The organism is Tenacibaculum sp. SSH1-16, from assembly GCF_040104435.1.
GTDB lineage: Bacteria > Bacteroidota > Bacteroidia > Flavobacteriales > Flavobacteriaceae > Polaribacter > Polaribacter mesophilus.
This window is the reverse complement of record NZ_JBECOV010000002.1, coordinates 180,682-202,772: the sequence shown is the minus strand read 5'-3', so window position 1 is coordinate 202,772 and position 22,091 is coordinate 180,682. Positions and strand designations below refer to the sequence as shown.

At 31.8% G+C, this 22,091-nt stretch carries 22 protein-coding genes; 11 read left to right on the top strand and 11 right to left on the bottom strand.

The features are described 5' to 3' along the window. Positions 1-203 precede the first annotated feature (203 nt). The 3 genes from ABMY20_RS03605 (at position 204) to ABMY20_RS03595 (ending at position 4,831) form a co-directional block, all read left to right on the top strand. On the top strand, positions 204-2,930 hold the full coding sequence (locus ABMY20_RS03605; RefSeq protein WP_349264657.1) for a 2-oxoglutarate dehydrogenase E1 component: 2,727 nt from the start codon (positions 204-206) through the stop codon (positions 2,928-2,930). Between the two features lie 117 nt (positions 2,931-3,047). Further along, on the top strand, positions 3,048-4,256 hold the full coding sequence (gene odhB / locus ABMY20_RS03600) for a 2-oxoglutarate dehydrogenase complex dihydrolipoyllysine-residue succinyltransferase (protein WP_349264656.1): 1,209 nt from the start codon (positions 3,048-3,050) through the stop codon (positions 4,254-4,256). A 203-nt stretch (positions 4,257-4,459) separates the two neighbouring features. Then, positions 4,460-4,831, top strand: a complete 372-nt coding sequence (locus ABMY20_RS03595; protein WP_047789902.1) for a VOC family protein — start codon at positions 4,460-4,462, stop codon at positions 4,829-4,831. A gap of 42 nt (positions 4,832-4,873) precedes the next feature. On the opposite strand, the gene ABMY20_RS03590 is transcribed toward ABMY20_RS03595, so the two are convergent. Both ABMY20_RS03590 and ABMY20_RS03585 read right to left on the bottom strand, forming a co-directional pair. Then, positions 4,874-5,593, bottom strand: coding sequence for a DUF547 domain-containing protein (locus ABMY20_RS03590; protein ID WP_349264655.1), 720 nt, complete (start codon positions 5,591-5,593; stop codon positions 4,874-4,876). 131 nt (positions 5,594-5,724) lie between these two features. Continuing rightward, a complete protein-coding gene (locus tag ABMY20_RS03585) occupies positions 5,725-5,928 on the bottom strand; it encodes a hypothetical protein (RefSeq protein ID WP_349264654.1) in 204 nt (67 codons plus the stop codon). Between the two features lie 227 nt (positions 5,929-6,155). Here ABMY20_RS03585 and ABMY20_RS03580 point away from each other — a divergent pair, with 227 nt between their 5' ends. Next, on the top strand, positions 6,156-6,965 hold the full coding sequence (locus ABMY20_RS03580) for an alpha/beta hydrolase-fold protein (RefSeq protein WP_239178155.1): 810 nt from the start codon (positions 6,156-6,158) through the stop codon (positions 6,963-6,965). Positions 6,966-6,971: 6 nt separating this feature from the next. Beyond that, a complete protein-coding gene (locus tag ABMY20_RS03575) occupies positions 6,972-7,574 on the top strand; it encodes a hypothetical protein (RefSeq protein ID WP_239178154.1) in 603 nt (200 codons plus the stop codon). A 3-nt stretch (positions 7,575-7,577) separates the two neighbouring features. Here ABMY20_RS03575 and ABMY20_RS03570 read toward each other — a convergent pair whose 3' ends face one another. The 9 genes from ABMY20_RS03570 to ABMY20_RS03530 form a co-directional block, all read right to left on the bottom strand. Then, on the bottom strand, positions 7,578-8,270 hold the full coding sequence (locus ABMY20_RS03570; protein WP_239178153.1) for a LytTR family DNA-binding domain-containing protein: 693 nt from the start codon (positions 8,268-8,270) through the stop codon (positions 7,578-7,580). Between the two features lie 232 nt (positions 8,271-8,502). Beyond that, a complete protein-coding gene (gene sufD, locus ABMY20_RS03565; RefSeq protein WP_159493467.1) occupies positions 8,503-9,816 on the bottom strand; it encodes a Fe-S cluster assembly protein SufD in 1,314 nt (437 codons plus the stop codon). 96 nt (positions 9,817-9,912) lie between these two features. Beyond that, complete coding sequence (sufC, locus tag ABMY20_RS03560; protein ID WP_047789907.1) at positions 9,913-10,665, bottom strand: Fe-S cluster assembly ATPase SufC; 753 nt, start codon at positions 10,663-10,665, stop codon at positions 9,913-9,915. Positions 10,666-10,756: 91 nt separating this feature from the next. Continuing rightward, positions 10,757-12,205 carry a Fe-S cluster assembly protein SufB gene (gene sufB, locus ABMY20_RS03555; RefSeq protein ID WP_073182171.1) on the bottom strand — a complete coding sequence of 483 codons (1,449 nt, stop codon included), beginning with the start codon at positions 12,203-12,205 and terminating at the stop codon, positions 10,757-10,759. Positions 12,206-12,238: 33 nt separating this feature from the next. Next, positions 12,239-12,568: an iron-sulfur cluster assembly accessory protein gene (locus ABMY20_RS03550; RefSeq protein ID WP_047789909.1), complete on the bottom strand. Its 330-nt coding sequence runs from the start codon at positions 12,566-12,568 to the stop codon at positions 12,239-12,241. Between the two features lie 136 nt (positions 12,569-12,704). Then, entirely contained in the window at positions 12,705-13,772 is a 1,068-nt protein-coding gene (locus tag ABMY20_RS03545) for a cytochrome c peroxidase (protein WP_167712887.1), read from the bottom strand. A 2-nt stretch (positions 13,773-13,774) separates the two neighbouring features. Then, positions 13,775-14,533 (bottom strand): MbnP family protein, encoded by a 759-nt coding sequence (locus ABMY20_RS03540; protein ID WP_073182169.1) that lies wholly within the window; start codon positions 14,531-14,533, stop codon positions 13,775-13,777. Positions 14,534-14,536: 3 nt separating this feature from the next. Further along, a complete protein-coding gene (locus ABMY20_RS03535; RefSeq protein ID WP_349264653.1) occupies positions 14,537-15,862 on the bottom strand; it encodes a hypothetical protein in 1,326 nt (441 codons plus the stop codon). Next, positions 15,863-17,071: a choice-of-anchor B family protein gene (locus ABMY20_RS03530; RefSeq protein ID WP_349264652.1), complete on the bottom strand. Its 1,209-nt coding sequence runs from the start codon at positions 17,069-17,071 to the stop codon at positions 15,863-15,865. It abuts the gene before it with no gap. Positions 17,072-17,210: 139 nt separating this feature from the next. Here ABMY20_RS03530 and thiL point away from each other — a divergent pair, with 139 nt between their 5' ends. The 6 genes from thiL (at position 17,211) to nadD (ending at position 22,051) form a co-directional block, all read left to right on the top strand. After that, positions 17,211-18,260, top strand: coding sequence for a thiamine-phosphate kinase (thiL, locus tag ABMY20_RS03525; RefSeq protein WP_047789913.1), 1,050 nt, complete (start codon positions 17,211-17,213; stop codon positions 18,258-18,260). Positions 18,261-18,417: 157 nt separating this feature from the next. After that, entirely contained in the window at positions 18,418-18,888 is a 471-nt protein-coding gene (gene lysM / locus ABMY20_RS03520; RefSeq protein WP_349264651.1) for a peptidoglycan-binding protein LysM, read from the top strand. A 152-nt stretch (positions 18,889-19,040) separates the two neighbouring features. After that, complete coding sequence (locus ABMY20_RS03515; protein ID WP_073182167.1) at positions 19,041-19,940, top strand: DMT family transporter; 900 nt, start codon at positions 19,041-19,043, stop codon at positions 19,938-19,940. A 31-nt stretch (positions 19,941-19,971) separates the two neighbouring features. After that, positions 19,972-20,838: a YicC/YloC family endoribonuclease gene (locus ABMY20_RS03510; RefSeq protein ID WP_231128374.1), complete on the top strand. Its 867-nt coding sequence runs from the start codon at positions 19,972-19,974 to the stop codon at positions 20,836-20,838. Position 20,839: 1 nt separating this feature from the next. Beyond that, positions 20,840-21,442, top strand: coding sequence for a guanylate kinase (gene gmk / locus ABMY20_RS03505; protein ID WP_047789917.1), 603 nt, complete (start codon positions 20,840-20,842; stop codon positions 21,440-21,442). Between the two features lie 24 nt (positions 21,443-21,466). Beyond that, complete coding sequence (gene nadD, locus ABMY20_RS03500) at positions 21,467-22,051, top strand: nicotinate (nicotinamide) nucleotide adenylyltransferase (RefSeq protein ID WP_159493473.1); 585 nt, start codon at positions 21,467-21,469, stop codon at positions 22,049-22,051. Positions 22,052-22,091: the final 40 nt, after the last annotated feature.

Sequence of the window (22,091 nt, the reverse complement as noted above, 5' to 3'; positions counted from 1 at the left end):
TTTAAAAAAAGTAAGATTAAAATTACTTATCTCTGGATTTCAGTTGTTTATTTTTTAAGGGAATTATGTTTTTAACTGAAATTTAACAAAAAGCTAATACTCGTTAAAGAGTTTAAAATTAGACTAAAAAGGAATGGTATTTTTCGTAAAAGTTGTACTTTTGTCTCCATTATTCTTATTGATAGAAAAGTATAACAAAATATATGGACAAGTTTTCGTTCTTAAACGCAGCACATGCAGGTTTTATAGGTGATTTGTATGAACAATATCAAAAAAATCCTGATGCGATAGAACCAAGTTGGAGAAGTTTTTTTCAAGGATATGATTTGGCTAACGAGAAATACTCATTAACAGATGAAGAAGTTTCGGTAGAAGTCCCTGAAGAAGTACGTAAAGAATTTTTAGTAATCGATTTAATTAACGGTTACCGTACCCGTGGCCATTTGTTTACCAAAACAAACCCAGTACGAAATAGAAGAACATATACTCCAACATTAGATATTGAAAACTTTGGATTAAATCAATCAGATTTATCCACTGTTTTCAATGCAGGAGAGATTTTAGGAATAGGACCTAAAAGTTTAGCAGAAATTATAAACTATTTAAAGTCTGTTTTCTGCGAAAGCATTGGAGTTGAGTATATGTATGTACGCAACCCTGAAGAGTTAAAGTGGTGGAATGAGCGTTTGAATAAGAATGCTAACCATCCAAGCTATGATGTAGAGTCTAAGAAGTATATTCTTACGAAGCTAAATCAAGCATCAACTTTCGAAAGCTTTTTGCAAACAAAGTATGTAGGTCAAAAACGATTCTCTGTTGAAGGAGGAGAAACATTAATTCCAGGGGTAAGTGTAGCGCTTAGAGACGCGGCTGAATTGTATGGAGTGGAAGAATGCGTGTTAGGAATGGCACATCGTGGACGCTTAAACACTTTGGTAAATATCTTTAAAAAACCTATTCGCGATTTATTTAGTGAGTTTGAAGGAAAAGATTTTGAAGATCAAGATATAGATGGAGATGTTAAGTATCATTTAGGTTTAACCTTAAGCAAAGCGTATCAAGGTGGACAAAAGATGAAGATGAATTTAGTTCCAAATCCATCTCACTTAGAAACCGTTGATGCAGTTGCTGAAGGAATTGTTAGAGCTAAAATTGATAAAGACTACAAAGGAAACGAAAATAAAATATTACCAATTTTAGTACATGGAGATGCCGCTGTGGCAGCTCAAGGTATTGTGTATGAGGTTGTGCAAATGGCACAATTAAACGGATACAAAACAGGAGGTACTATACACATTGTAGTAAATAATCAAGTTGGTTTTACAACCAATTATTTAGATGCTCGTTCAAGTACGTATTGTACTGATGTAGCTAAAGTAACGTTATCTCCAGTATTACACGTAAACGCTGATGATGCTGAGGCTGTTTGTCACGCTATGGAAATGGCTGTTGAATATCGTATGAAATTCAACAAAGACATTTTTATTGACTTATTAGGATACCGTAAATACGGTCATAACGAAGGAGATGAACCACGTTTTACTCAGCCAAAATTATATAAGGCAATTTCTAAGCATAAAAATGCAAGAGAAATTTATGCTAATAAATTAATAGAAGAAGGAAGTATAACAACGGATTACTTACAGAAAATAACAGATGAATTTAAGGCGCATTTAGAGGCTGAATTTACAGAATCTAAAAAGAAAGAAACGTCTAAAATTCAAGAGTTCATGCCTGATGTATGGGATGGGTTTGTACGTAAGCAATTACAAGATATGTTACAGCCTGTAGATACAACCTATTCAGTAGATGGTTTAAAAGGCATAGCAAGAGTTATTTCAAAAACACCAGAAGGACACAAGTTTGTTCGTAAAGCAGAACGTATCTTAAAAGGCCGTGAAAAAATGGTTTTTGAAGATAATTTGTTAGATTGGGGTACAGCTGAAAACTTAGCATACGGTACGTTGTTAGAAGAAGGATACGATGTTCGTATTTCAGGAGAAGATGTAGAAAGAGGAACGTTCTCTCACCGTCATGCAATTATGCGTGATGAAGAAACCTTAGAGCGTGTAAATTTATTAAACACAAACCCTAAGAATAAAGGAGAGATGACTATTTACAACTCTCACTTATCAGAATATGGAGTGTTAGGTTTTGATTATGGATATGCAATGGCAGCTCCAAATACCCTAACCATTTGGGAAGCTCAGTTTGGTGATTTTGCCAACGGAGCACAAATTATGTTCGACCAGTATATTTCTTCAGCAGAAGATAAATGGAAGTTACAAAACGGATTGGTAATGTTATTGCCTCACGGGTATGAAGGTCAAGGACCAGAGCATTCATCAGGTAGAATTGAACGTTTCTTACAATCGTCATCAACTGATAACTGGACAATAGCAAACTGTTCTACACCAGCAAATATGTATCATATTTTGCGTCGTCAGATGAAGCGTGATTTTAGAAAGCCATTAATTGTTTTCACACCAAAAAGTTTATTACGCTTACCAAAAGCAGTAAACCCTATTGAAGATTTAGCAAACGGAACTTTTCAAGAAGTGATTGATGATACTATCGATACATCAAAAGTTAAGAAAATGGTGTTCTGTACAGGTAAATTTTATTATGACTTATTAGCAGAACGTGAAAAGTTAGAAAGAGAAGATGTAGCTTTAGTTCGTATAGAGCAATTGTTCCCATTACATAATGATAAAATTAAAGAAGTAATGGATAAGTATCCAAATGTAGAACGTTATGTTTGGGCGCAAGAAGAACCTAAAAATATGGGAGCTTGGAGTTATATGTTAGAACGTTTTGAATTAGCTAGGTTAGAATGTGCCTCGGAAGAGTACCGTTCGGCGCCAGCAGCAGGTTCAAGTGCACGTTTTAAAAGACGTCATCAAGCTATTATAGATAAGGTTTTTGATTAAAAAATAAATGCGTTAGGGATAGAAGCAAACTACCGTGTAGTGCGAAAAGCCCGACCTGATAGGGAAACGCCCAAATAAAAGAAATAAAATAATTCAGATATATAAAATTTAGAACTGATGGTTTTAGAAATGAAAGTTCCTTCTCCGGGGGAATCAATTACAGAAGTAGAAATCGCAACTTGGTTAGTTGAAGATGGTGATTACGTTGAGAAAGATCAACCAATTGCCGAAGTAGATTCTGACAAAGCAACGTTAGAATTACCTGCGGAAGAAAGCGGAATAATCACTTTAAAAGCTGAAGAGGGTGATGCAGTAGCAGTAGGAGCAGTAGTTTGTCATATTGATATGGATGCTGCAAAGCCAGATGAAGCTGGAGCACCAAAAGCAGCTGCACCAAAAACTGAGGAGAAAAAAGAAGCACCTAAGGCTGAACCAGCAAAAGAAACATATGCAACTGGTACAGCATCTCCAGCAGCTAAGAAAGTATTAGCTGAAAAAGGGATGAATCCATCTGATGTTAAAGGAACTGGTAAAGACGGTCGTGTAACAAAAGAAGATGCTGTAAAAGCAGTGCCTTCAATGGGAACTCCAGGAATGGGATCTCGTGGTACAGAGCGTAAAAAGTTATCAATGTTACGTCGTAAAGTAGCGCAACGTTTAGTTTCTGTAAAGAACGAAACAGCGATGTTAACTACTTTTAATGAGGTTAATATGCAACCAATTTTCGACTTACGTAACGAATATAAAGAAGCGTTTAAAGCAAAACACGGTGTAGGTTTAGGATTTATGTCATTCTTTACTTTAGCAGTAGTAAGAGCTTTAAAAATGTATCCAGATGTAAATTCTATGATTGATGGAGATTACAAAGTAAGTCACGATTTCCAAGATATTTCTATTGCAGTATCAGGTCCTAAAGGATTAATGGTGCCAGTAATAAGAAACGCTGAAAATTTAACGTTTAGAGGAGTTGAGAGCGAAGTAAAGCGTTTAGCATTACGTGCACGTGACGGACAAATTACAGTTGATGAAATGACAGGAGGTACGTTTACTATCACGAATGGTGGTGTATTTGGTTCTATGTTATCTACACCAATTATCAACCCTCCACAAAGTGGGATTTTAGGAATGCATAATATTGTAAATCGCCCAATGGCAGTTAATGGCGAAGTAGTGATTCAACCAATTATGTATGTAGCATTATCATACGATCACAGAATTATTGATGGTCGTGAGTCTGTTGGATTCCTAGTCGCTGTAAAAGAAGCGTTAGAAAATCCTGTAGAGCTATTAATGGATAATAACCCTACCAAAGCTTTAGAAATGTAGTATAAAGTTTATACAGATAAATAAAAAAATCCCACACAACTTGTGTGGGATTTTTTTATTTATTTTTAAAAGGGTGAATTGAATAAAATGATTATCTTATACCCTCTTCTTACTGTCATACATTGCTATTAAACAGACTAAAAATTTATTTGTAAAAAGGGAGTATTATATTTTTTGAAGAAAAAAATTAAAACTATAAAATTATGAAACTAGGAGCCTTTTCAATTAGTTTATCAGTGAAAAATATTAATAAGTCGAAAGAATTTTATGAAACGTTGGGATTCACTGTTTTTGCAGGTCAAATAGAAAGCAATTATTTGATTATGAAAAATGGTAATTCGTTAATTGGGTTGTTTCAAGGTATGTTTGAAAATAATATTCTTACTTTTAATCCAGGTTGGGATGAAAATGCCAATGAGTTAGATGACTTTGACGATGTAAGAACCATTCAACAACATTTAAAAGAAAATCACATCAAATTGAAAAGTGAGGCAGATGAAGAGACTTCTGGTCCTTCTAGCATCGTTTTCTTTGATCCTGATGGAAACATGATTTTAATAGACCAGCATGTTTAAAAGATGAAAAACAAGATGTGTCTTTCATCCTTTAAACGTAATCTATTTGTTGTTTAAGCTCCAATCGTAGTCCAAATATAGCACTTCGGCATTATCATTAGCTTTAATGTGAGAGTACTTATTTATATAATCTACTAAAGTATTACGAGAGGTAAAGTCTTCTTGGTACCATTGAAATATTTTTGAAACTTCAACTTTAGTTAACGTAATCTTATTTTTTGTGGAGTCGTTTATAAAAGCTTTCATTAAGTTTTCCAACGCTTCTTCTATATTCTCTTTAGTAAAAGCAAAATTTACAAATCGAGGTCCAGATTTAGATGCTGCATTTAAGGCAACATGAATTCTAGGGTCATCATGCCATCTACGAAGTATTTTATGCTCAATATAATCTAGCGAGTATAGTTTTTTACCAACAGAAGCAAAAGGAATCTTCCAAGCATTTCTTCCTTTACGTTTAATGTCGGTAATTTTTTTTAAAGGATAACTATCTAAAATTAATTTGATTGTATAAGCATTGTAAGCGTTAATCCAAAAAGCTTTTGCTTTATTTTGCGACCATTTATTACTAGGTATGGTGTTATCCAAATGCTTTATATATATATCTAAAACCGCCCGATTTTTTCTTAGCCCTTTATAATCCACATTACCTTGAGAATCAACATAGGTTTTTAATAAAGCATCATATACATCAGTTTGTGCCTGTGTTTGAACACTCACAAAAATTAGTAAATAGGTAAAGGTGAGAGTAATTGTTTTTCGCATTTTTTAAATTTTAAGTAAATAAATTAGTTTACGATACTTTTGACGTAGATAAATTTAATTCATTACATAAAATTTTATAGAAGTAAAATACCACCTGTTAGGGTGGTTTTTAAACTGAGAAATAGAGATTATTATTTTTTACCAGCAAATGAGCTTATAACAATAGCAACAATACCTATAGTAATACTAAGGTAAGAATTAGTGTTGTTTTGTGCTTTGACCAAGTCTATATCACCAATAGAAATTTGTGTTTCTGGTTGAATAAGTGTATAAATTCCATACACAAGAATTACAATACCAGCGATTAGTAATACCGATTTAATAGGTTTATTCATAATAAAGAGTTTTTATAAATATAGAAAAATAATATTTCAGTTTTAATAAAGAAGGTTCTTCCATCAGGTTTAAAGAGTATTTATTAAAGGGGTGTTACTATTTAAACGATATTATGAAGAGTCCATTTGTCACAAATAAAGAACATTTCATACCATATATCTTTTTACAATATTTAAAGGCAAGTGAGAGAGATATTTTTGATGCGGATTAATAAAAAACATAAAAAATGATTACGCATTCTTACACAAAAAGCCCTTTTGTATTTTTAAGTTTTATACTCTTTTTCTTTATGAGTTGTACTGAAGAAGATTTACCTTCTAACATTAAACAGCAAAAATTTACTCTAAAATCGAACTCAACAAATTTTAAGTATACTATTAAAATAGGGAGTATTGAAGAAGTTGATGTAACTAAAGATTATCACGTGATTTATTTATTAGATGGTGACGACTATTATAATGAATGTATGCAAATGTTAAGTTTAGAAAAAAAAGAAAATACCATTATAGTGAGCATAGGTTATGCGGGCGATAATGAAAGAGGTACAGATTATTCTTACCCATATGACAGAGATTTTGATGGAGATTCAGGAGGAGCAAAGAAGTTTATTAGCTTTTTAAATTCTGAGTTAATCCCTGTGATTGAAGAAGATTATCAAATAAAGAGTTTAACAAAAACAATTTATGGACATTCACTTGGAGGTTATTTTGCTTTATATGTTATGATGCAAGAAGAACAAGAAAACCCTTTTGATAATGCAATTGTGGTAAGCCCTAATTTAATGTGGTATAACTCATTTATTTTCGATTTAGAGGAAGAAGCTAAGGAATTAAGTTTGTTAGATGGCAAATCTTTTTACATGGCTATGGGAGACATAGAGGGAGTTGGTATGAACGCATCATTTGATGCAATGGTTAAACGACTAAAATTGAGTAACTATAATGATTTTAATTTCAGTTACGAAAGATTAGAAAACACCTCTCATAGAAATAGTCCAATTAAAGGGTTTAAAAAAGGATTACAAATTATTGAATAAGAAAAAATGAAGAAAATTTTATACATAGTATTGTTAAGTAGTTTTTTTATGAATGCTCAAGAACATGATACTACAAGAAAGTGGAAATTAGAATTGGGCTATACGACTGATATAATTAATACAAGTTTTGGAAAGCATTATGGTTTTGTTTTTAAAGCGAAAAGGAAATTGTTGGAAAGTAAGAAGATTACCTTAATGGTAGGAGCAGCCTATCAAAACAGTTTTATTAATGAAGACGAAAATATGTTTACAGGTTTTGTTGATGGCTACACAAGAGACTTATCTGTTGTTGGTTTGGTAGATTTTAGTTTTTATCCTTTTAATAAAAGAAGATTTTACATGTCAATTCAACCTTTTCTTGGCTATACTAACTTAAAATCAAAAGGAAGTTTATATATAGATCACTTAGGTGTATATGAAAAGTATAAAAACTCACATTCTTACTTTAATTACGGAATGATAAATTCTCTAGGTTATACTTTTAATAGAATAACTATAACCTTTGATGTTTGGAGTTCATTAAAAGGAATTGTTGATAGCGGAAGGTTTAGACCAGGTGATTTTGATTCAAGATTGTTTTTTGGAATGGGAGTAGGATATACATTATAAATTCTATTTATAAAACTTGTCAAACTTCTCTTTAAATAATTTAAATTTATTTCTAGATACAGGAACCTCATGGGAAACATTAGGAAATGAAATTTTATAGTTCCTCGCATTTCCTGAGGTTCTTCTAATATTTTTAATATTAATTATATAAGAACGATGTGTACTTAAAATAAAGGGGTAATCAGATAAATTATTAAGTAATTTTTGAATAGATATTCTGTATGGTTTAATGTCTACAGAGTTAAGAGTCTTAGTGTATATGTCTACATAATTCCCTTCGGATTTAGCGAATAAAAAAGTAGCCAAATCAAGAATTAATGTCTCATTTATATTATTCGTTTTTATAGATAAAACAATCTCTTTGTTTTTTTGTTTTAATTCTTTCTCGAGCTCTTTATTGTACGCTTTAACACTTCTTAAATTTTCTTTTAAAATAACCACATAGTTTATCCAAATAATAATGAGTATAGGTGTAGTACCGATTAAAATAACATAAGAGAAAGTATTAATAAAACTTAAAAAAAAATTACTATTAACACTATTTTTAATAGGGTACAGAAAACTATTTTGAAAAAGAGCTATTGAAATAAGAATACCAAGAGTAAAGAAAAATTCTCTTAAAGTATTCCAATTTTCTTTAATTTCAGAAGTAAAAAAAACGTTGGGCACCAATTCAGTAAAAAATAAGATGCTCAAAAAAGTAACTATACTAGCCGTTAGACAAGGATAAAAATTGTTTGTAACAGTATTTTGAGAAAAGTAATAGTTAACTAAGAATATTACAATACTTAGTATACAAGCAATAATAAGGTTTCTTTTGGTATGAAATAAATATGGGTAAGGGGTTGATAAGCTTTTTAAAAACTTATATTTCATAACATTTAAAGAATTAAAAAGGCATTATTAAATATAATGCCTTTTGTTTGTTTTATAGTTCAAAACCAATATTAACCCCTAATTTGTTGGCAATTAATTTGGTAATTCTTTTTTTAACCTCTGGTATTTTAACACTCTCTAAAACAGTATTTGCAAAGGCGTACATAAGTAAAGCTTTTGCTTCTTTCTTTGGAATACCTCTTTGCTGCATATAAAATAAAGCTTGATCGTCTAATTGACCTATGGTACAACCATGAGAGCATTTTACATCATCAGCAAAAATTTCTAATTGAGGTTTAGCATTTATAGTTGCTTTATCACTTATTAAAACATTGTTGTTTTGTTGGTAAGCATTTGTTTTTTGAGCTTCTTTTTCAACAATAACTTTACCATTAAACACACCAGTAGAACGATCGGTATAAATACCTTTATAGTCTTGGTGACTTTCACAGTTAGGCTCTATATGGTTTACCAAAGTATGATGGTCAACGTGTTGTTTCCCCTCAATAATGGTAATTCCTTTTAAAATAGAGTTAATATATTCTCCTTTTTGGTAGAAGTTTAAGTTGTTTCTAGTAATATTGCCACCAAAAGAAAAAGTATGTACAGAGCATGTACTTTCTTTCTGTTGCTCGATATATGTATTATCAACTAAAGAAGCATCATTATTGTCATTCTGAATCTTGTAATAATCTACTGTAGCATGTGTGTCTGTATAAATCTCAGTTACAACATTTGTTAACACAGCATTATTATTAAGGTTTTGGTGACGCTCTATTATTTGAACATGTGCATTTTGCTCTACAATAATTAAATTACGAGGCTGTAACATGGTTGCATGTTCTTTACCCGTAGTAAAATTAATTATCTGAATAGGTTTTTCAACTTCAACATTCTTTGGGATGTGAATGAATGCACCTTCTGTAGCAAAAGCTGTATTTAAAGACGTTAAATTGTCTTGTTTAGCAATTTTGTTAAAATATTTTTCAATAATAGGCTTATACTTTTCTTTAGAAAAAGCAGCAGATAATAAACAAATATCTTTTCCATCATGAGTAGTAGTTGATAAAAAAGAACTGTATTTACCATCCACAAAAACTATTTTATAGCTATCTATTTCATGAATGAAGTATTTTTTTACATCAGCAAACTCTACAGAAGCATCTCTATCAGGAAAAATACTATAATCTTCTTTTAAAACTGAATTTAAAGAAGTGTATTTCCAAGCTTCTAATTTTTTTGTAGGAAAGCCTAATTTTTCAAAATTTTGTAGTGCTTTTGTTCTTATTTCATGTAAATCTGAATTAATATTTACATTGTCTTCAAAAGCTACGTATGATGATAATATTTTTTCTCTCAACTCCATTGTTTTTAGTTGTAAAGTTTATAAAGTATAAAAGTTTGTAAAACTGAAAAATGGCTTATCTTATGAGCAAATTTTCGCTTTTTACTTTTCAACTTTTTAACTATTTACCTCTGCTTTAATCCAATCGTATCCTTTTTCTTCAAGCTCTAAAGCAAGAGAAGCATCTCCAGTTTTAACAATTTTTCCATCATGTAAAACGTGTACATAATCAGGAACGATATATTCTAATAAACGTTGATAGTGGGTAATAACTACTACAGCGTTATCTTTAGATTTTAACTTATTAACTCCATTAGCTACAATACGTAAAGCATCAATATCTAAACCAGAATCAGTTTCATCTAAAATAGCTAATTTAGGTTCTAACATAGCCATTTGGAAAATCTCATTACGTTTTTTCTCACCTCCTGAAAATCCTTCGTTTAAAGAACGAGATAAGAATTTACGATCGATTTCTAATAATTCTGATTTCTCACGAATCTTTTTAAGCATGTCTTTAGCAGGCATTTCTTCTAAACCTTGGGCTTTTCGAGATTCGTTAATGGCTGTTTTAATAAAGTTTGTAACAGTAACACCAGGTATTTCTACAGGGTATTGGAATGATAAGAATACACCAGCATGGGCTCTTTCTTCAGGAGCTAATTCGCTAATATCTTCTCCTTCTAATTCAATAGAACCAGAAGTTACTTCGTAGGTTTCATTACCAGCAATTACAGATGATAAGGTACTTTTACCTGCACCGTTTGGTCCCATAATTGCATGAACCTCTCCTGCTTTTACCTCTAAGTTAATTCCTTTAAGAATATCTTTGTCTTCTACCTGTGCGTGTAAGTTTTCTATTTTTAACATTGTTCTTATACTATTGGCTTTAAGCTGTTGACTATAAGCGTACGTTTAATTTTTAATAATTGTTGTGTTTATAATTAACACATTAGGTTAATTATCCTACAGAACCTTCTAACGAAATTTCTAATAATTTTTGAGCTTCTACAGCAAATTCCATTGGAAGCTTATTTAATACTTCTTTACTAAACCCATTAACAATTAATGCAATAGCTTTTTCAGTATCAATACCACGTTGATTACAGTAAAATAATTGATCTTCACCAATTTTACTAGTAGTAGCTTCGTGTTCTATTTGAGCCGATTTATTTTTAGCTTCGATATAAGGAAAAGTATGAGCACCACACTCATTACCCATTAATAAAGAATCACATTGAGAGAAGTTACGTGCATTTTCTGCTCTTGAATTTATTTGAACTAAACCACGATAACTGTTTTGCGACTTACCTGCTGAAATTCCTTTTGATATAATAGTTGATTTGGTATTCTTTCCTAAGTGAATCATCTTAGTACCCGTATCGGCTTGTTGATGATTGTTTGTTACAGCAATTGAATAAAATTCACCTACAGAATTATTTCCTTTTAAAATACAACTTGGGTACTTCCATGTAATTGCTGATCCTGTTTCAACTTGCGTCCAAGAAATTTTAGCATTGGTTTCGCACAAACCTCTTTTGGTAACAAAGTTATATACTCCTCCTTTACCTTCTGAGTCTCCAGGAAACCAGTTTTGAACTGTTGAATATTTTATTTCAGCATCGTCTAAAGCAATAAGCTCAACAACTGCTGCGTGTAATTGATTTTCATCACGTTGTGGAGCAGTACATCCTTCTAAGTAAGAAACGTAACTACTTTCATCAGCAACTACTAACGTACGCTCAAACTGTCCTGTTCCTCCTTCGTTAATACGGAAGTAAGTAGATAATTCCATTGGACAACGAACTCCTTTTGGAATATAACAAAAAGATCCATCTGAAAATACAGCCGAGTTTAACGCAGCGTAAAAGTTGTCAGTTGGTGGTACAACAGAACCAATATATTTTCGTACTAATTCTGGATGCTCTTGAATAGCTTCAGAAATTGGCATAAAAATAATTCCTTTTTCAGCTAAGGTTTCTTTAAAAGTAGTAGCAACAGAAACAGAATCCATTACAATATCAACAGCTACATTTGCTAACCTTTTTTGTTCTTCTAAAGAAATTCCTAATTTTTCAAAAGTTGCTAATAAATCAGGGTCTACCTCATCTAAACTATTTAATTTAGGTTTTTGTTTAGGAGCTGAGTAGTAAGAAATATCTTGAAAACTTGGTTTTTTGTAGGTAACATTAGCCCACTCTGGTTCTTCCATTTGTTCCCAAATTCTAAAAGCTTCTAAACGCCATTCAGTCATCCATTCTGGCTCATTTTTCTTTTTAGAAATGGCACGAACGATATCTTCGTTTATTCCATTAGGAAACTTTTCACTTTCAATATCAGTATAAAAACCATATTCGTACTCTTTGGTTTTTAATTCTTCTCTTAAATCGTCCTCGGTGTATTTACTCATCAGTTTTTTGTATTCTTTTTGTGATGTATAGGTTTATAAAGAGAAACTCTCTCCGCAACCACAAGTTCTGTTAGCATTAGGATTGTTAAATACGAATCCTTTACCGTTTAAACCTCCAGAATATTCTAAAGTTGTTCCAACTAGGTATAAAAAACTCTTTTTATCAACAATAATTTTTACATCGTTGTCTTCAAAAACCTTGTCGTTTTCCTGTTGGGTTTTGTCAAAAGTTAAGTCGTATGATAATCCTGAACAACCGCCACTTTTTACCCCAACACGAACAAAGTCAGTTGTAGTGTCAAATCCGTCATCAGTCATTAGTTCAATGACTTTCTTTTTTGCTGTGTCTGAAACTTTTATCATCGTTTTAAATAGATTAAATCTAAGTGACTGCAAAGATAATGACAAAATATGATTTATATCATTTTTTGAAATGAATATAGTTATTAAGCAATAAAAATTGTTTATACTTTAAATCTACAGGTTGATTGTTAGAAGATTATTGTTTGAAATCAGTATTGTTTACAAAATCATCATCAGAAAGGGTTAGCAAAAAAGCTTTTAAGTCTGCTTTATCTTTATCTGAGAGTTGTACTCCTCCTTGATTGGCTTTCTTCATTAAGGGATCTATTGTAGAAGATAATTTTAAACCTTCAGAATAATGGTTTATAACTTCTTCTAAAGTAGTAAACCGTCCATCGTGCATGTAAGGAGCGGTAAATTTTAAATTTCGTAGAGAGGGGCTTCTAAACTTTCCGTTATCATTAGGGTCACCTGTAACGGTGCCTAATCCTAAATCGGTAAAATTTTCATCTAAACCGTTGTTGTGGAATTTGTTATCTGTCCATAAAGGGTTGTTGTCACTTCCATGACAATGAAAACAGTCTCCTCTAGTTTCGTCCATAAACACATTAAACCCATTTTGTTCTTCAGGAGTTAACTCTACTTTACCTAAAAGGTGTTGGTCAAATTTTGAATTTCCAGAAATTAGAGTTCTTTCAAACTGAGCGATTGCCTTGGTAACTAATGTTGAGTCTATTTTTGATGCTCCAAAAGCTCGTTGAAAAAGGGTCGGGTATTCAGCGTGTTCTTGTAGTTTTTTAGTTACATTTTTCCAATCACTGTGCATTTCAATTGGATTACGAACAGGAGAGAATACTTGACGTTCAATACTGAGTTCTTTTCCGTCCCACATAAAACGTTCATCAAAATTCCAAGCTAAATTAAATAGCGGCATTGAGTTTCGCGTTCCGAATTTACCATCGACTCCTTCACTAAAACGAGTGTCATCGGTAAAAGCGTTTTTTGGGTCGTGACAACTAGCGCAAGATTGTGTGTTGTCTTTTGATAAAATAGGATCAAAAAACAATTTTTTACCCAAAGCTATTCCTTCTTTTGTTAGAGGATTGTTAGCTGGAATAACAGGAGCTATTAATTTTTGTTGAAATAATTTAGGGATTTCTAAACTAGTAGGAACAGGAGTATATATACTTTCTTCTTCTCCTTTAGAAGAACAACTAAGTAAAAGAAACAGTAGAAAAGAAAGATATATACTTTTTAGCATCATTATTATTGAGAAATATTTCCTAAACTAAATACACCACTTTTCCCATTTTCAGAAATTTCTTTCTGAGCTTCAAAATCCATCATTAAGTCAACACTTTTTTTGGTTAAATCCCAGTCATTAGGACTTTTAAACCATCCAGCTACATTCATTTTAATTTCTATTGTAGCATTGTTTTTTAAGAGGATAGAGCCAGTTTCAATTCCAAAAGAAGTATCTAAAATAGAATCTTTTTCTTTGTCATAAGCTCTTACAGCATGAAAATTATATGGGTTTTCTACCCCTAAGGTGTCTTTGTATTTACCGTCTAATTGCATAAAGTGGTATCCTCCTCCCATCATATCTGGTACATTCCAATCAGCAGAGTTTAAATCTGGATATGTTCCACTTAAATTGTTACTATTATTAAAACCGAAGGTAAAAAGTAGTTTATAGCTTCCTTCTGATATTTTTTTAGAAAGAGCGTAGGTTAAACTGTCTGGTTTACTTAGGTCAATTAGTTTGTAACTGTCAAATTTAGTTGTATCTCCTGCACCATTAACAAGGCTAATACGTGAGATTAAATAGCGTAATCTGCTTATAGAGAGTTTACTTCCTTTTTTATTAGTGAATTCAGTGCTTTCTAAGTCAGATTTTTCAATTAAAGTACCATCCCAATTTTGACTAAATTTTAGTTTTACTGAAACTTCTTTGATAGGTTCATCATTATCTGAGCTACAAGAAAATAGTAATAGACTAAGGGAAAAAGTTAAAAAGTATTTCATTTATTATTTTAGTTTGATAATTAGTAGGTCTGAAAACCCCTTGTTTGTTGTTATATCTTGGTTATTGCTGCTACTATCGCCTACAGCTATAATACTACCATTTGTTAATTCTACAGCATCGTAGCAAAAATCTATTTCTGTTCCTCCAACGGTTTTTTGCCATAATAGATTTCCATCTGTATCAATTTTCATAATCAATGCGTCATTTTGACCTTTATTGATGAAATTGTTGTCAGCGCTTCTTGAACTTCCAGAGATTAAAAAATCTCCGTTCAATGTTTTTTTAATCGATCTGCCAACATCAAAACTCGAACCGCCATAGTTCTTTTGCCAAAGCAATGCTCCTTGACTTGTTATTTTTACAACCCATAAATCGGCACCACCATTGTTTTGAGAAATGTCTTGATTAAAGCTACGTGTATCTCCTACTATAATGAAGTTTCCATCATTGGTTTTTGTTATTGCTCTAGCTTCATCAATTTCTGTACCACCAAAAGATTTTTCCCAAAGTAAATTTCCACTTTTATTAATCTTAACAACCCAAAAGTCATAAGAGCCCTTGTTGTTTTTTATATCTACATCATTACTGTCTGAAGAACCAATTAATAAATAGCCGTCAGCTGCTTCTGCTACGTCGTAACAAGTATCAGTATTTGTGCCTCCAAAGTATTTTCTCCATTCAATATCTCCGTTAATATTGAGTTTAATTCCCCAATAGTCTCCACCGGCATGTTTGGCTGCTTGTTTTGAATTACCTAAGCCTCCAGATGCTGTAACATCTAGAATACTTCCAACAAAATAACCTCCGTCAGAAGTCTGAATAATTGAAAAACCTTGGTCAGCTCCAGAAAAACCAGTAGTTTTTTTCCATACTATTGTGCCGTTGTTGTCTAGTTTTAATACCCAAACGTCATCAAACCCTTCGTTTGTATTTACATCTCCATCATCACTTTTTCCGTAACCTACAATAGCAAAACCATTATCTTTTGTTTTAATAATTTTAGATGCTTTGTCATCTTTTGAACCGCCATAGGTTTTTTGCCATATAAGGTTATCATTGGAGTCAAACTTTAAAATCCAAAAGTCGTATTGAATTATATTTTTAGTGGTTTCTATATCTCCATCAATACTTTGAGTATAACCAGCTATAATATAGCCTCCATCAGTAGTGCTAATTACATTTCTACCGCTTTCATTTATAGAACCGCCCAAAGTTTGAACCAAACTAACTTTAGGGATTTTGGTTGTAGAATTAAGTTGTATACCATCATCTTTATTACAGCTGAAAATAATTAATAAGAAAATTAATAATGGGAGTTTTTTAAGCATTTATTGTTTTTTAAGGATAAATAAACCTCTATTAATGTCGCTTACCACAATTTTTCCGCTTTTAAAGTAGGGGTATACGCTCCAAACACCATTAAAATCAGCATTATCATTTTCAGGGTGTGTATCAAAGAAATTTGTTTCGGTAATAGTTTTACTCTCTATATTTGAAATGTCAATAAAACGTACACCAGCATTATAGTTTGCTAAATAAAAAGTACTTCCTTTAATATATCCATTATGATCAATTGCCGAAGTAGGTCCTGTGTATATAAAGTGTTGTTTAGGGTTCTCTAAATCAGAAAAATCAAAAACAATAGTCCTTGTATTGTGACCGAAATTTTGTTCATCTAACTCGTCTCCTAAAATAAAATATTTTTGATTTTCAGTAAACCAACCTTGATGTGTATAACCAACGTTTGCATATGAAATTTTAGAAATGTTTACAGGGTTTGCTTTATCAGTAATGTCAACAATTACGACCTCATTTTCATTACTTCCTATTAGTATTTCTTTACCTATGTAATTTGTGTCTGGTCCATTGTAGGTTACCACTTGTGCATCATGACTATAATTGTCCATTCCCCATCCACCTTCATTTATTGGATTTAGAGGATTTTGTATATTGATAAATAAAGGACCTCCTCTATATGTTCCAGATCTATTTGTACCCACAGGGTATGCGTATCCTGAATTTTCATTAATAACAATGTTGTGTGCGCTACCAAAACCAGTAAAATGCTTGTCAGCTACAAACGTTTTTGGAGGGTTTGTAATATTTCTAAGTTTTGTTAAGTCAAATACTTGCATACCATGATTTGTAGCCTCACTAACAATAAAAGCATGGTTGTTATATACCTTCACATCCCACCAACTTTTACTCGTAGTTGCAGTTGGAAGTTTGCCTAAATAAATAGGGTTTTCTGTATCGGTAATATCAACAAAAGTAGTTCCATTATCTACACACATAATAGCGTATTCTTTGTTGGTTGTTGGATCTGTCCATCCCCAACAGTCACTTCCGCTAACAGCATCAAATGTGCTTAGAGGTATGTTTAATAGTAAATCATAGCCATCACAAGAATAAATTCCTGCTTTTCCATTAGAGCACGCAGTTTTATTGGTTTTTATTGGAGTTTCGCTAGAAGAGGATGTGCAAGAAGCTAAAAACAGCATTCCAACTAAAACGAATAAGGTTTTAAAGTTTTCCATAAATTGGGGTTTAAAATCACTAAATTAAGTAATTAACTATTTATATAACATATAAAAACAGCAAAACCCTATTTTTATTTTGTATAGATTAGCTTAAGCAGAATACTTCTTTTTGTTTGTTAGTCGTTATCTTTGCAGCATGTTAGAAGATAAAAATCAAGAAAGAACTTCGTTAGCTGAGCTAGGAGAGTTTGGGTTAATAAACCATTTAACAAAACATTTTAAAATGTATCATTCTTCAACTGTGAAAGGGGTTGGAGATGATGCAGCTGTGATTAATACATCGGACAAAGAAACTGTAATTACAACTGATTTATTGGTTGAAGGAGTGCATTTTGACTTAAGTTATATGCCTTTAAAGCATTTAGGGTACAAAGCGGTAATGGTTAATTTATCAGATGTTTATGCAATGAATGCTAATGCGGAACAAATAACCGTATCTATCGCTGTATCTAATCGTTTTCCGTTAGAAGCTATTGAGGAATTATATGCAGGAATACAACTAGCATGCGATACATATAAGGTAGACTTAGTGGGAGGAGATACTACATCTTCAACAAGAGGAATATTAATTTCTGTTACAGCTATTGGTACTGCTAATAAAGAGAAAATTGTTTATAGAAATGGGGCTAAACCTACTGACTTAATTGTAGTTTCGGGAGATTTAGGAGGAGCATATTTAGGGTTACAAGTATTAGAACGTGAAAAACAAGTGTTTCAAGTGAATCCTCAAAATCAGCCAGATTTGGATAAGTATACTTATATAATCGAACGTCAATTAAAACCAGAAGCACGTAAAGACATTCCTAAGTTATTAGAAGAATTAGAGGTAAAGCCAACTTCGATGATTGATATTTCTGATGGATTATCTTCTGAAATTATGCATATCTGTACGCAAAGTAAAACAGGATGTAAAATATATGAAGATAAATTACCATTAGACCCACAGGTTATTTCTACTTCTGAAGAATTTAATATGGATAGTACGATGATAGCTTTAAGTGGAGGAGAAGATTATGAGTTGTTATTTACGGTTTCTATTGCTGATTATGATAAAATAAAAGGAAATCCTAATTTAACAGTTATAGGTCATATTACTGAAGAAAATGAAGGGATAAACTTAGTAACACGTGCAAACCAAGAAATTGAATTAAAAGCACAAGGTTGGAATTCTTTTAATAAAGAGTAGAGGAGAACAAGATATAATAGGTTAAGCATCCATGTTTGGGTGCTTTTTTAGTTTTAAAGAGGCTTTTTTTAAATTATTTTGGAATACGAGTTTTGGTATAAAAATTGTATCTTAGTCAGACAGTAAAAAGAATATTAACAAAAAATCAAAAAAGAGAATGGGAATTTTTTCATTTATTAAAAATGCCGGGGCAAAAGTATTCGGTATCGGGAAAACAACTGAAGAAGAAGCTACAGAGAAAGCTGCAAAATTAGTAGATGCAGTAAATAAATTAGAGCTTTCTGTTGAAAACTTAGCTGTTAATGTGGAAGATGATAAGGCCACAGTAACAGGAGAAGCAGCAGATTTAGCTACTAAAGAAAAAGTAGTTTTAGCAGTGGGTAATACGGAGGGGATTGCTTCTGTAGAAGACAACATGACAGTTAAAGAAGTTGAAGTCATCGAAGAAGCTGCTATGGCACAATTTCACACTGTAGTAAGTGGAGACTCATTAAGTAAAATTGCAAAAGAATTTTATGGAGATGCTATGAAGTATCCAGTAATTTTCGAAGCAAATAAACCAATGTTAACACACCCTGATAAAATTTATCCAGGACAAGTATTAAGAATACCACCTTTAGTGGACTAATCAAAAGTTAATCAGCCAAAGGAAAAGCACTGCAAATGCAGTGCTTTTTTAGTTTAAGTAAAAGTGATATTTAAAGATTGGTATGAGGTAAAATAGTAGTAAAAAAGAATAAAATTATCATCATATTTGCACCTGTTTTTAAAACCATAAAAATGAATCAAAGAGCGTTAGCACTTACAGCAGCTTCAATCGCAACACTTATTTACGGGGTTACATTTACAGTAGCTAAAGAAGTGATGGAGGGATATATTCAACCATTTGGTTTTATATTGCTTCGTGTTGGTGGGGCTACTATGATTTTTTGGCTGTTAGGACTTTTTGTAAAAGCACCATCTATTGAGAAAGCAGATTATAAAAAAGTAGCGATGGCAGCTTTTTTTGGCATTGCTTTCAATATGCTTACGTTTTTTAAAGGGTTAAGTTATACCACACCAATCAATGCATCAGTTATGATGGTAACTACTCCTATTTTAGTATTAATTTTTGCTAGTATTCTTTTAAAAGAGAAATTAGTTTTAAGAAAAATAGCAGGAGTTATAGTTGGTATGGTAGGAGCCATAATTTTAATAGCTTACGGGAATCCACTTAAAGGAGATGCAACTAATATGGTGCTAGGAAACTTTTTAGTATTCATTAATGCAGCATCGTATGGTATGTATTTGGTGGTTGTAAAAAAACTAATAGCAAAATACAACCCTATTGTTTTTGTTAAGTGGTTATATCTTTTTGGATTGATAATGGTACTACCTTTTGGTTTTTCTGAACTGTTAGAGGTACAGTGGCAAACAATGCCTGTTTCAATTTTCTTAAAAGTAGGTTTTGTAGTATTATTCACTACTTGTATTACTTACTTGTTTAACTTATTTGCATTATCAAAATTAAAACCAACCACAGTAAGTGTTTTTATGTATTTACAACCTGTGGTAGCAGCTATTTACGCATTGATTGTAGGTAGTGATCATTTAGATTTGGTTAAAATAGGAGCTGCATTATTAATCTTTTTAGGAGTATTTTTGGTAACCAAACGTCCAACAGAAACTCCCAATAAATAAACGTATCTTTGCGGATTATTAAACCGAAGTTATGATACAGTCAATGACGGGTTACGGTAAATCCGTACTACATTTACCCTCTAAAAAAGTAACAATCGAAATTAAATCTTTAAACAGTAAAAACTTAGATTTAAATACTAGAATTCCTTCATATTACAGAGAAAAAGAACTCAATGTTCGAAAAAAACTAGCAAGTAACTTGGTAAGAGGTAAAGTGGATTTTTCTATTTATGTGGAAATGACTGCAGATGAAACTTCAACTACGGTGAATACAGGTGTGGTACGAGAGTACATGCAGCAATTAAGAAATGTAACTCAAGTAGGAACTTCAGATGATGTTGAGTTAATGAAAATGGCTGTTAGAATGCCAGATGCTTTAAAAACAGAGCGTGAAGAGTTAGATGAAGAAGAGTGGAAGCAAATAGATACTCATATTGACGAAGCTTTAAAAGAAATTATTCAATATAGAACTGACGAAGCAAAATCGTTAGAAGAAGATTTTAAAACAAGAATACTAAATATTCAATCTGCTTTAGAAGAAGTTAAAAAGTTAGATGGTGATAGAATAGAGCATGTTAAAGAACGCTTACAAAAAGCATTAACAGATTTAAAAGTTGAGGTTGATGAAAATCGTTTTGAACAAGAGCTGATTTATTATTTAGAAAAGTTAGATATTAACGAAGAAAAAGTACGTTTAGCTAATCACTTAGAGTATTTTTTACAGCAATTAGCAACAGAAGATTCCAATGGAAAAAAATTAGGATTTATCGTACAAGAAATCGGAAGAGAAATCAACACAACAGGATCAAAAGCTAATTTTGCACCAATGCAAAAATTAGTAATCCAAATGAAAGACGAGTTAGAAAAAATAAAAGAACAAATTTTAAACGTTTTATAAAATGTCGAAAGAGTTTAAAGGGAAATTATTTGTGTTTTCAGCACCATCAGGTTCAGGTAAAACTACTATTGTACGTCATTTGTTGGCAAAAGAACGTTTTAATTTGGAGTTTTCAATCTCAGCTACTTCAAGAGCTCCAAGAGGAGAAGAAGTTGATGGAAAAGATTATTATTTTATCTCTGCAAAAGAATTCAAGCAAAAAATAAAAAATGACGAGTTTTTAGAGTGGGAAGAAGTGTATCGTGATAACTTTTATGGAACGTTAAAAACAGAAGTTGAACGAATTTGGGCGCAAGGAAAACATGTAATTTTTGATATTGATGTTGTTGGAGGTTTACGTATTAAGAAGAAATTTCCAGAAGAAACCTTAGCTGTGTTTGTAAAGCCACCAAGTGTTGATGAGCTAAAAATTCGTTTAAAGAAAAGAAGTACCGAAAGCGAAGACAAGATTAACATGCGTATTGCAAAAGCATCAGTAGAATTAGCAACAGCACCACAGTTTGATAAAATCATTAAAAACTACGACTTACCTGTAGCATTACAAGAAGCGGAAGATTTAGTAGATGATTTTTTAGGAATAAAAAAGAAAGTGAAAAACGGATAAAGAATAAGTCTAGTATCTATAAATATGAAAAACATCGGATTATACTTCGGAACTTTTAATCCAATTCATATAGGGCATTTAATTATAGCCAATCATATGGTTGAGTATTCTAATTTAGATGAAATTTGGATGGTGGTTACGCCTCATAACCCTTTTAAAAAGAAAAGCTCACTGTTAGATAACCATCATCGTTTAGATATGGTATATTTGGCTACAGAAGAATATGAGAAGATTCAACCATCAGATATAGAGTTTAGGCTTCCTCAACCAAATTATACTATAAATACCTTAGCACATATTTCTGAAAAACACCCTAGTTATAACTTTAGCCTAATTATGGGAGAAGACAATCTAAAAAGTTTGCATAAATGGAAAAACTATGAGGCAATTTTAGAAGATTATAATATTTATGTTTACCCTAGGGTTTCTGAAGGAATTGTTGAAAGCCAGTTTAAAAATCACAAAAAAATTCATAGAGTTGAAGCTCCAATAATAGAAATTTCTTCAACCATGATTCGCAAAGCCATAAAAGAAGAAAAAAACTGTAAACCTTTGTTGTCTCAAAAGGTTTGGAAGTATATTGATGAGATGAATTTTTATAAAAAATAGTTTCGCCGTTTTTTCGTTGTATATTTGAAATCCAAACAAG

Bases quoted from the DNA above. Each gene is read 5' to 3' on its own strand.
- ABMY20_RS03595 (WP_047789902.1), top strand. From the start codon at position 4,460: ATGAAACTAGGAGCCTTTTCAATTAGTTTATCAGTGAAAAATATTAAT.
- ABMY20_RS03580 (WP_239178155.1), top strand. From the start codon at position 6,156: ATGATTACGCATTCTTACACAAAAAGCCCTTTTGTATTTTTAAGTTTT.
- sufB (WP_073182171.1), bottom strand. From the start codon at position 12,205: ATGAGTAAATACACCGAGGACGATTTAAGAGAAGAATTAAAAACCAAA.
- ABMY20_RS03575 (WP_239178154.1), top strand. From the start codon at position 6,972: ATGAAGAAAATTTTATACATAGTATTGTTAAGTAGTTTTTTTATGAAT.
- odhB (WP_349264656.1), top strand. From the start codon at position 3,048: ATGGTTTTAGAAATGAAAGTTCCTTCTCCGGGGGAATCAATTACAGAA.
- ABMY20_RS03545 (WP_167712887.1), bottom strand. From the start codon at position 13,772: ATGATGCTAAAAAGTATATATCTTTCTTTTCTACTGTTTCTTTTACTT.
- ABMY20_RS03550 (WP_047789909.1), bottom strand. From the start codon at position 12,568: ATGATAAAAGTTTCAGACACAGCAAAAAAGAAAGTCATTGAACTAATG.
- ABMY20_RS03590 (WP_349264655.1), bottom strand. From the start codon at position 5,593: ATGCGAAAAACAATTACTCTCACCTTTACCTATTTACTAATTTTTGTG.
- ABMY20_RS03585 (WP_349264654.1), bottom strand. From the start codon at position 5,928: ATGAATAAACCTATTAAATCGGTATTACTAATCGCTGGTATTGTAATT.
- ABMY20_RS03540 (WP_073182169.1), bottom strand. From the start codon at position 14,533: ATGAAATACTTTTTAACTTTTTCCCTTAGTCTATTACTATTTTCTTGT.
- ABMY20_RS03530 (WP_349264652.1), bottom strand. From the start codon at position 17,071: ATGGAAAACTTTAAAACCTTATTCGTTTTAGTTGGAATGCTGTTTTTA.
- ABMY20_RS03535 (WP_349264653.1), bottom strand. From the start codon at position 15,862: ATGCTTAAAAAACTCCCATTATTAATTTTCTTATTAATTATTTTCAGC.
- ABMY20_RS03510 (WP_231128374.1), top strand. From the start codon at position 19,972: ATGATACAGTCAATGACGGGTTACGGTAAATCCGTACTACATTTACCC.
- ABMY20_RS03605 (WP_349264657.1), top strand. From the start codon at position 204: ATGGACAAGTTTTCGTTCTTAAACGCAGCACATGCAGGTTTTATAGGT.
- nadD (WP_159493473.1), top strand. From the start codon at position 21,467: ATGAAAAACATCGGATTATACTTCGGAACTTTTAATCCAATTCATATA.
- sufC (WP_047789907.1), bottom strand. From the start codon at position 10,665: ATGTTAAAAATAGAAAACTTACACGCACAGGTAGAAGACAAAGATATT.
- lysM (WP_349264651.1), top strand. From the start codon at position 18,418: ATGGGAATTTTTTCATTTATTAAAAATGCCGGGGCAAAAGTATTCGGT.
- ABMY20_RS03515 (WP_073182167.1), top strand. From the start codon at position 19,041: ATGAATCAAAGAGCGTTAGCACTTACAGCAGCTTCAATCGCAACACTT.
- thiL (WP_047789913.1), top strand. From the start codon at position 17,211: ATGTTAGAAGATAAAAATCAAGAAAGAACTTCGTTAGCTGAGCTAGGA.
- sufD (WP_159493467.1), bottom strand. From the start codon at position 9,816: ATGGAGTTGAGAGAAAAAATATTATCATCATACGTAGCTTTTGAAGAC.
- gmk (WP_047789917.1), top strand. From the start codon at position 20,840: ATGTCGAAAGAGTTTAAAGGGAAATTATTTGTGTTTTCAGCACCATCA.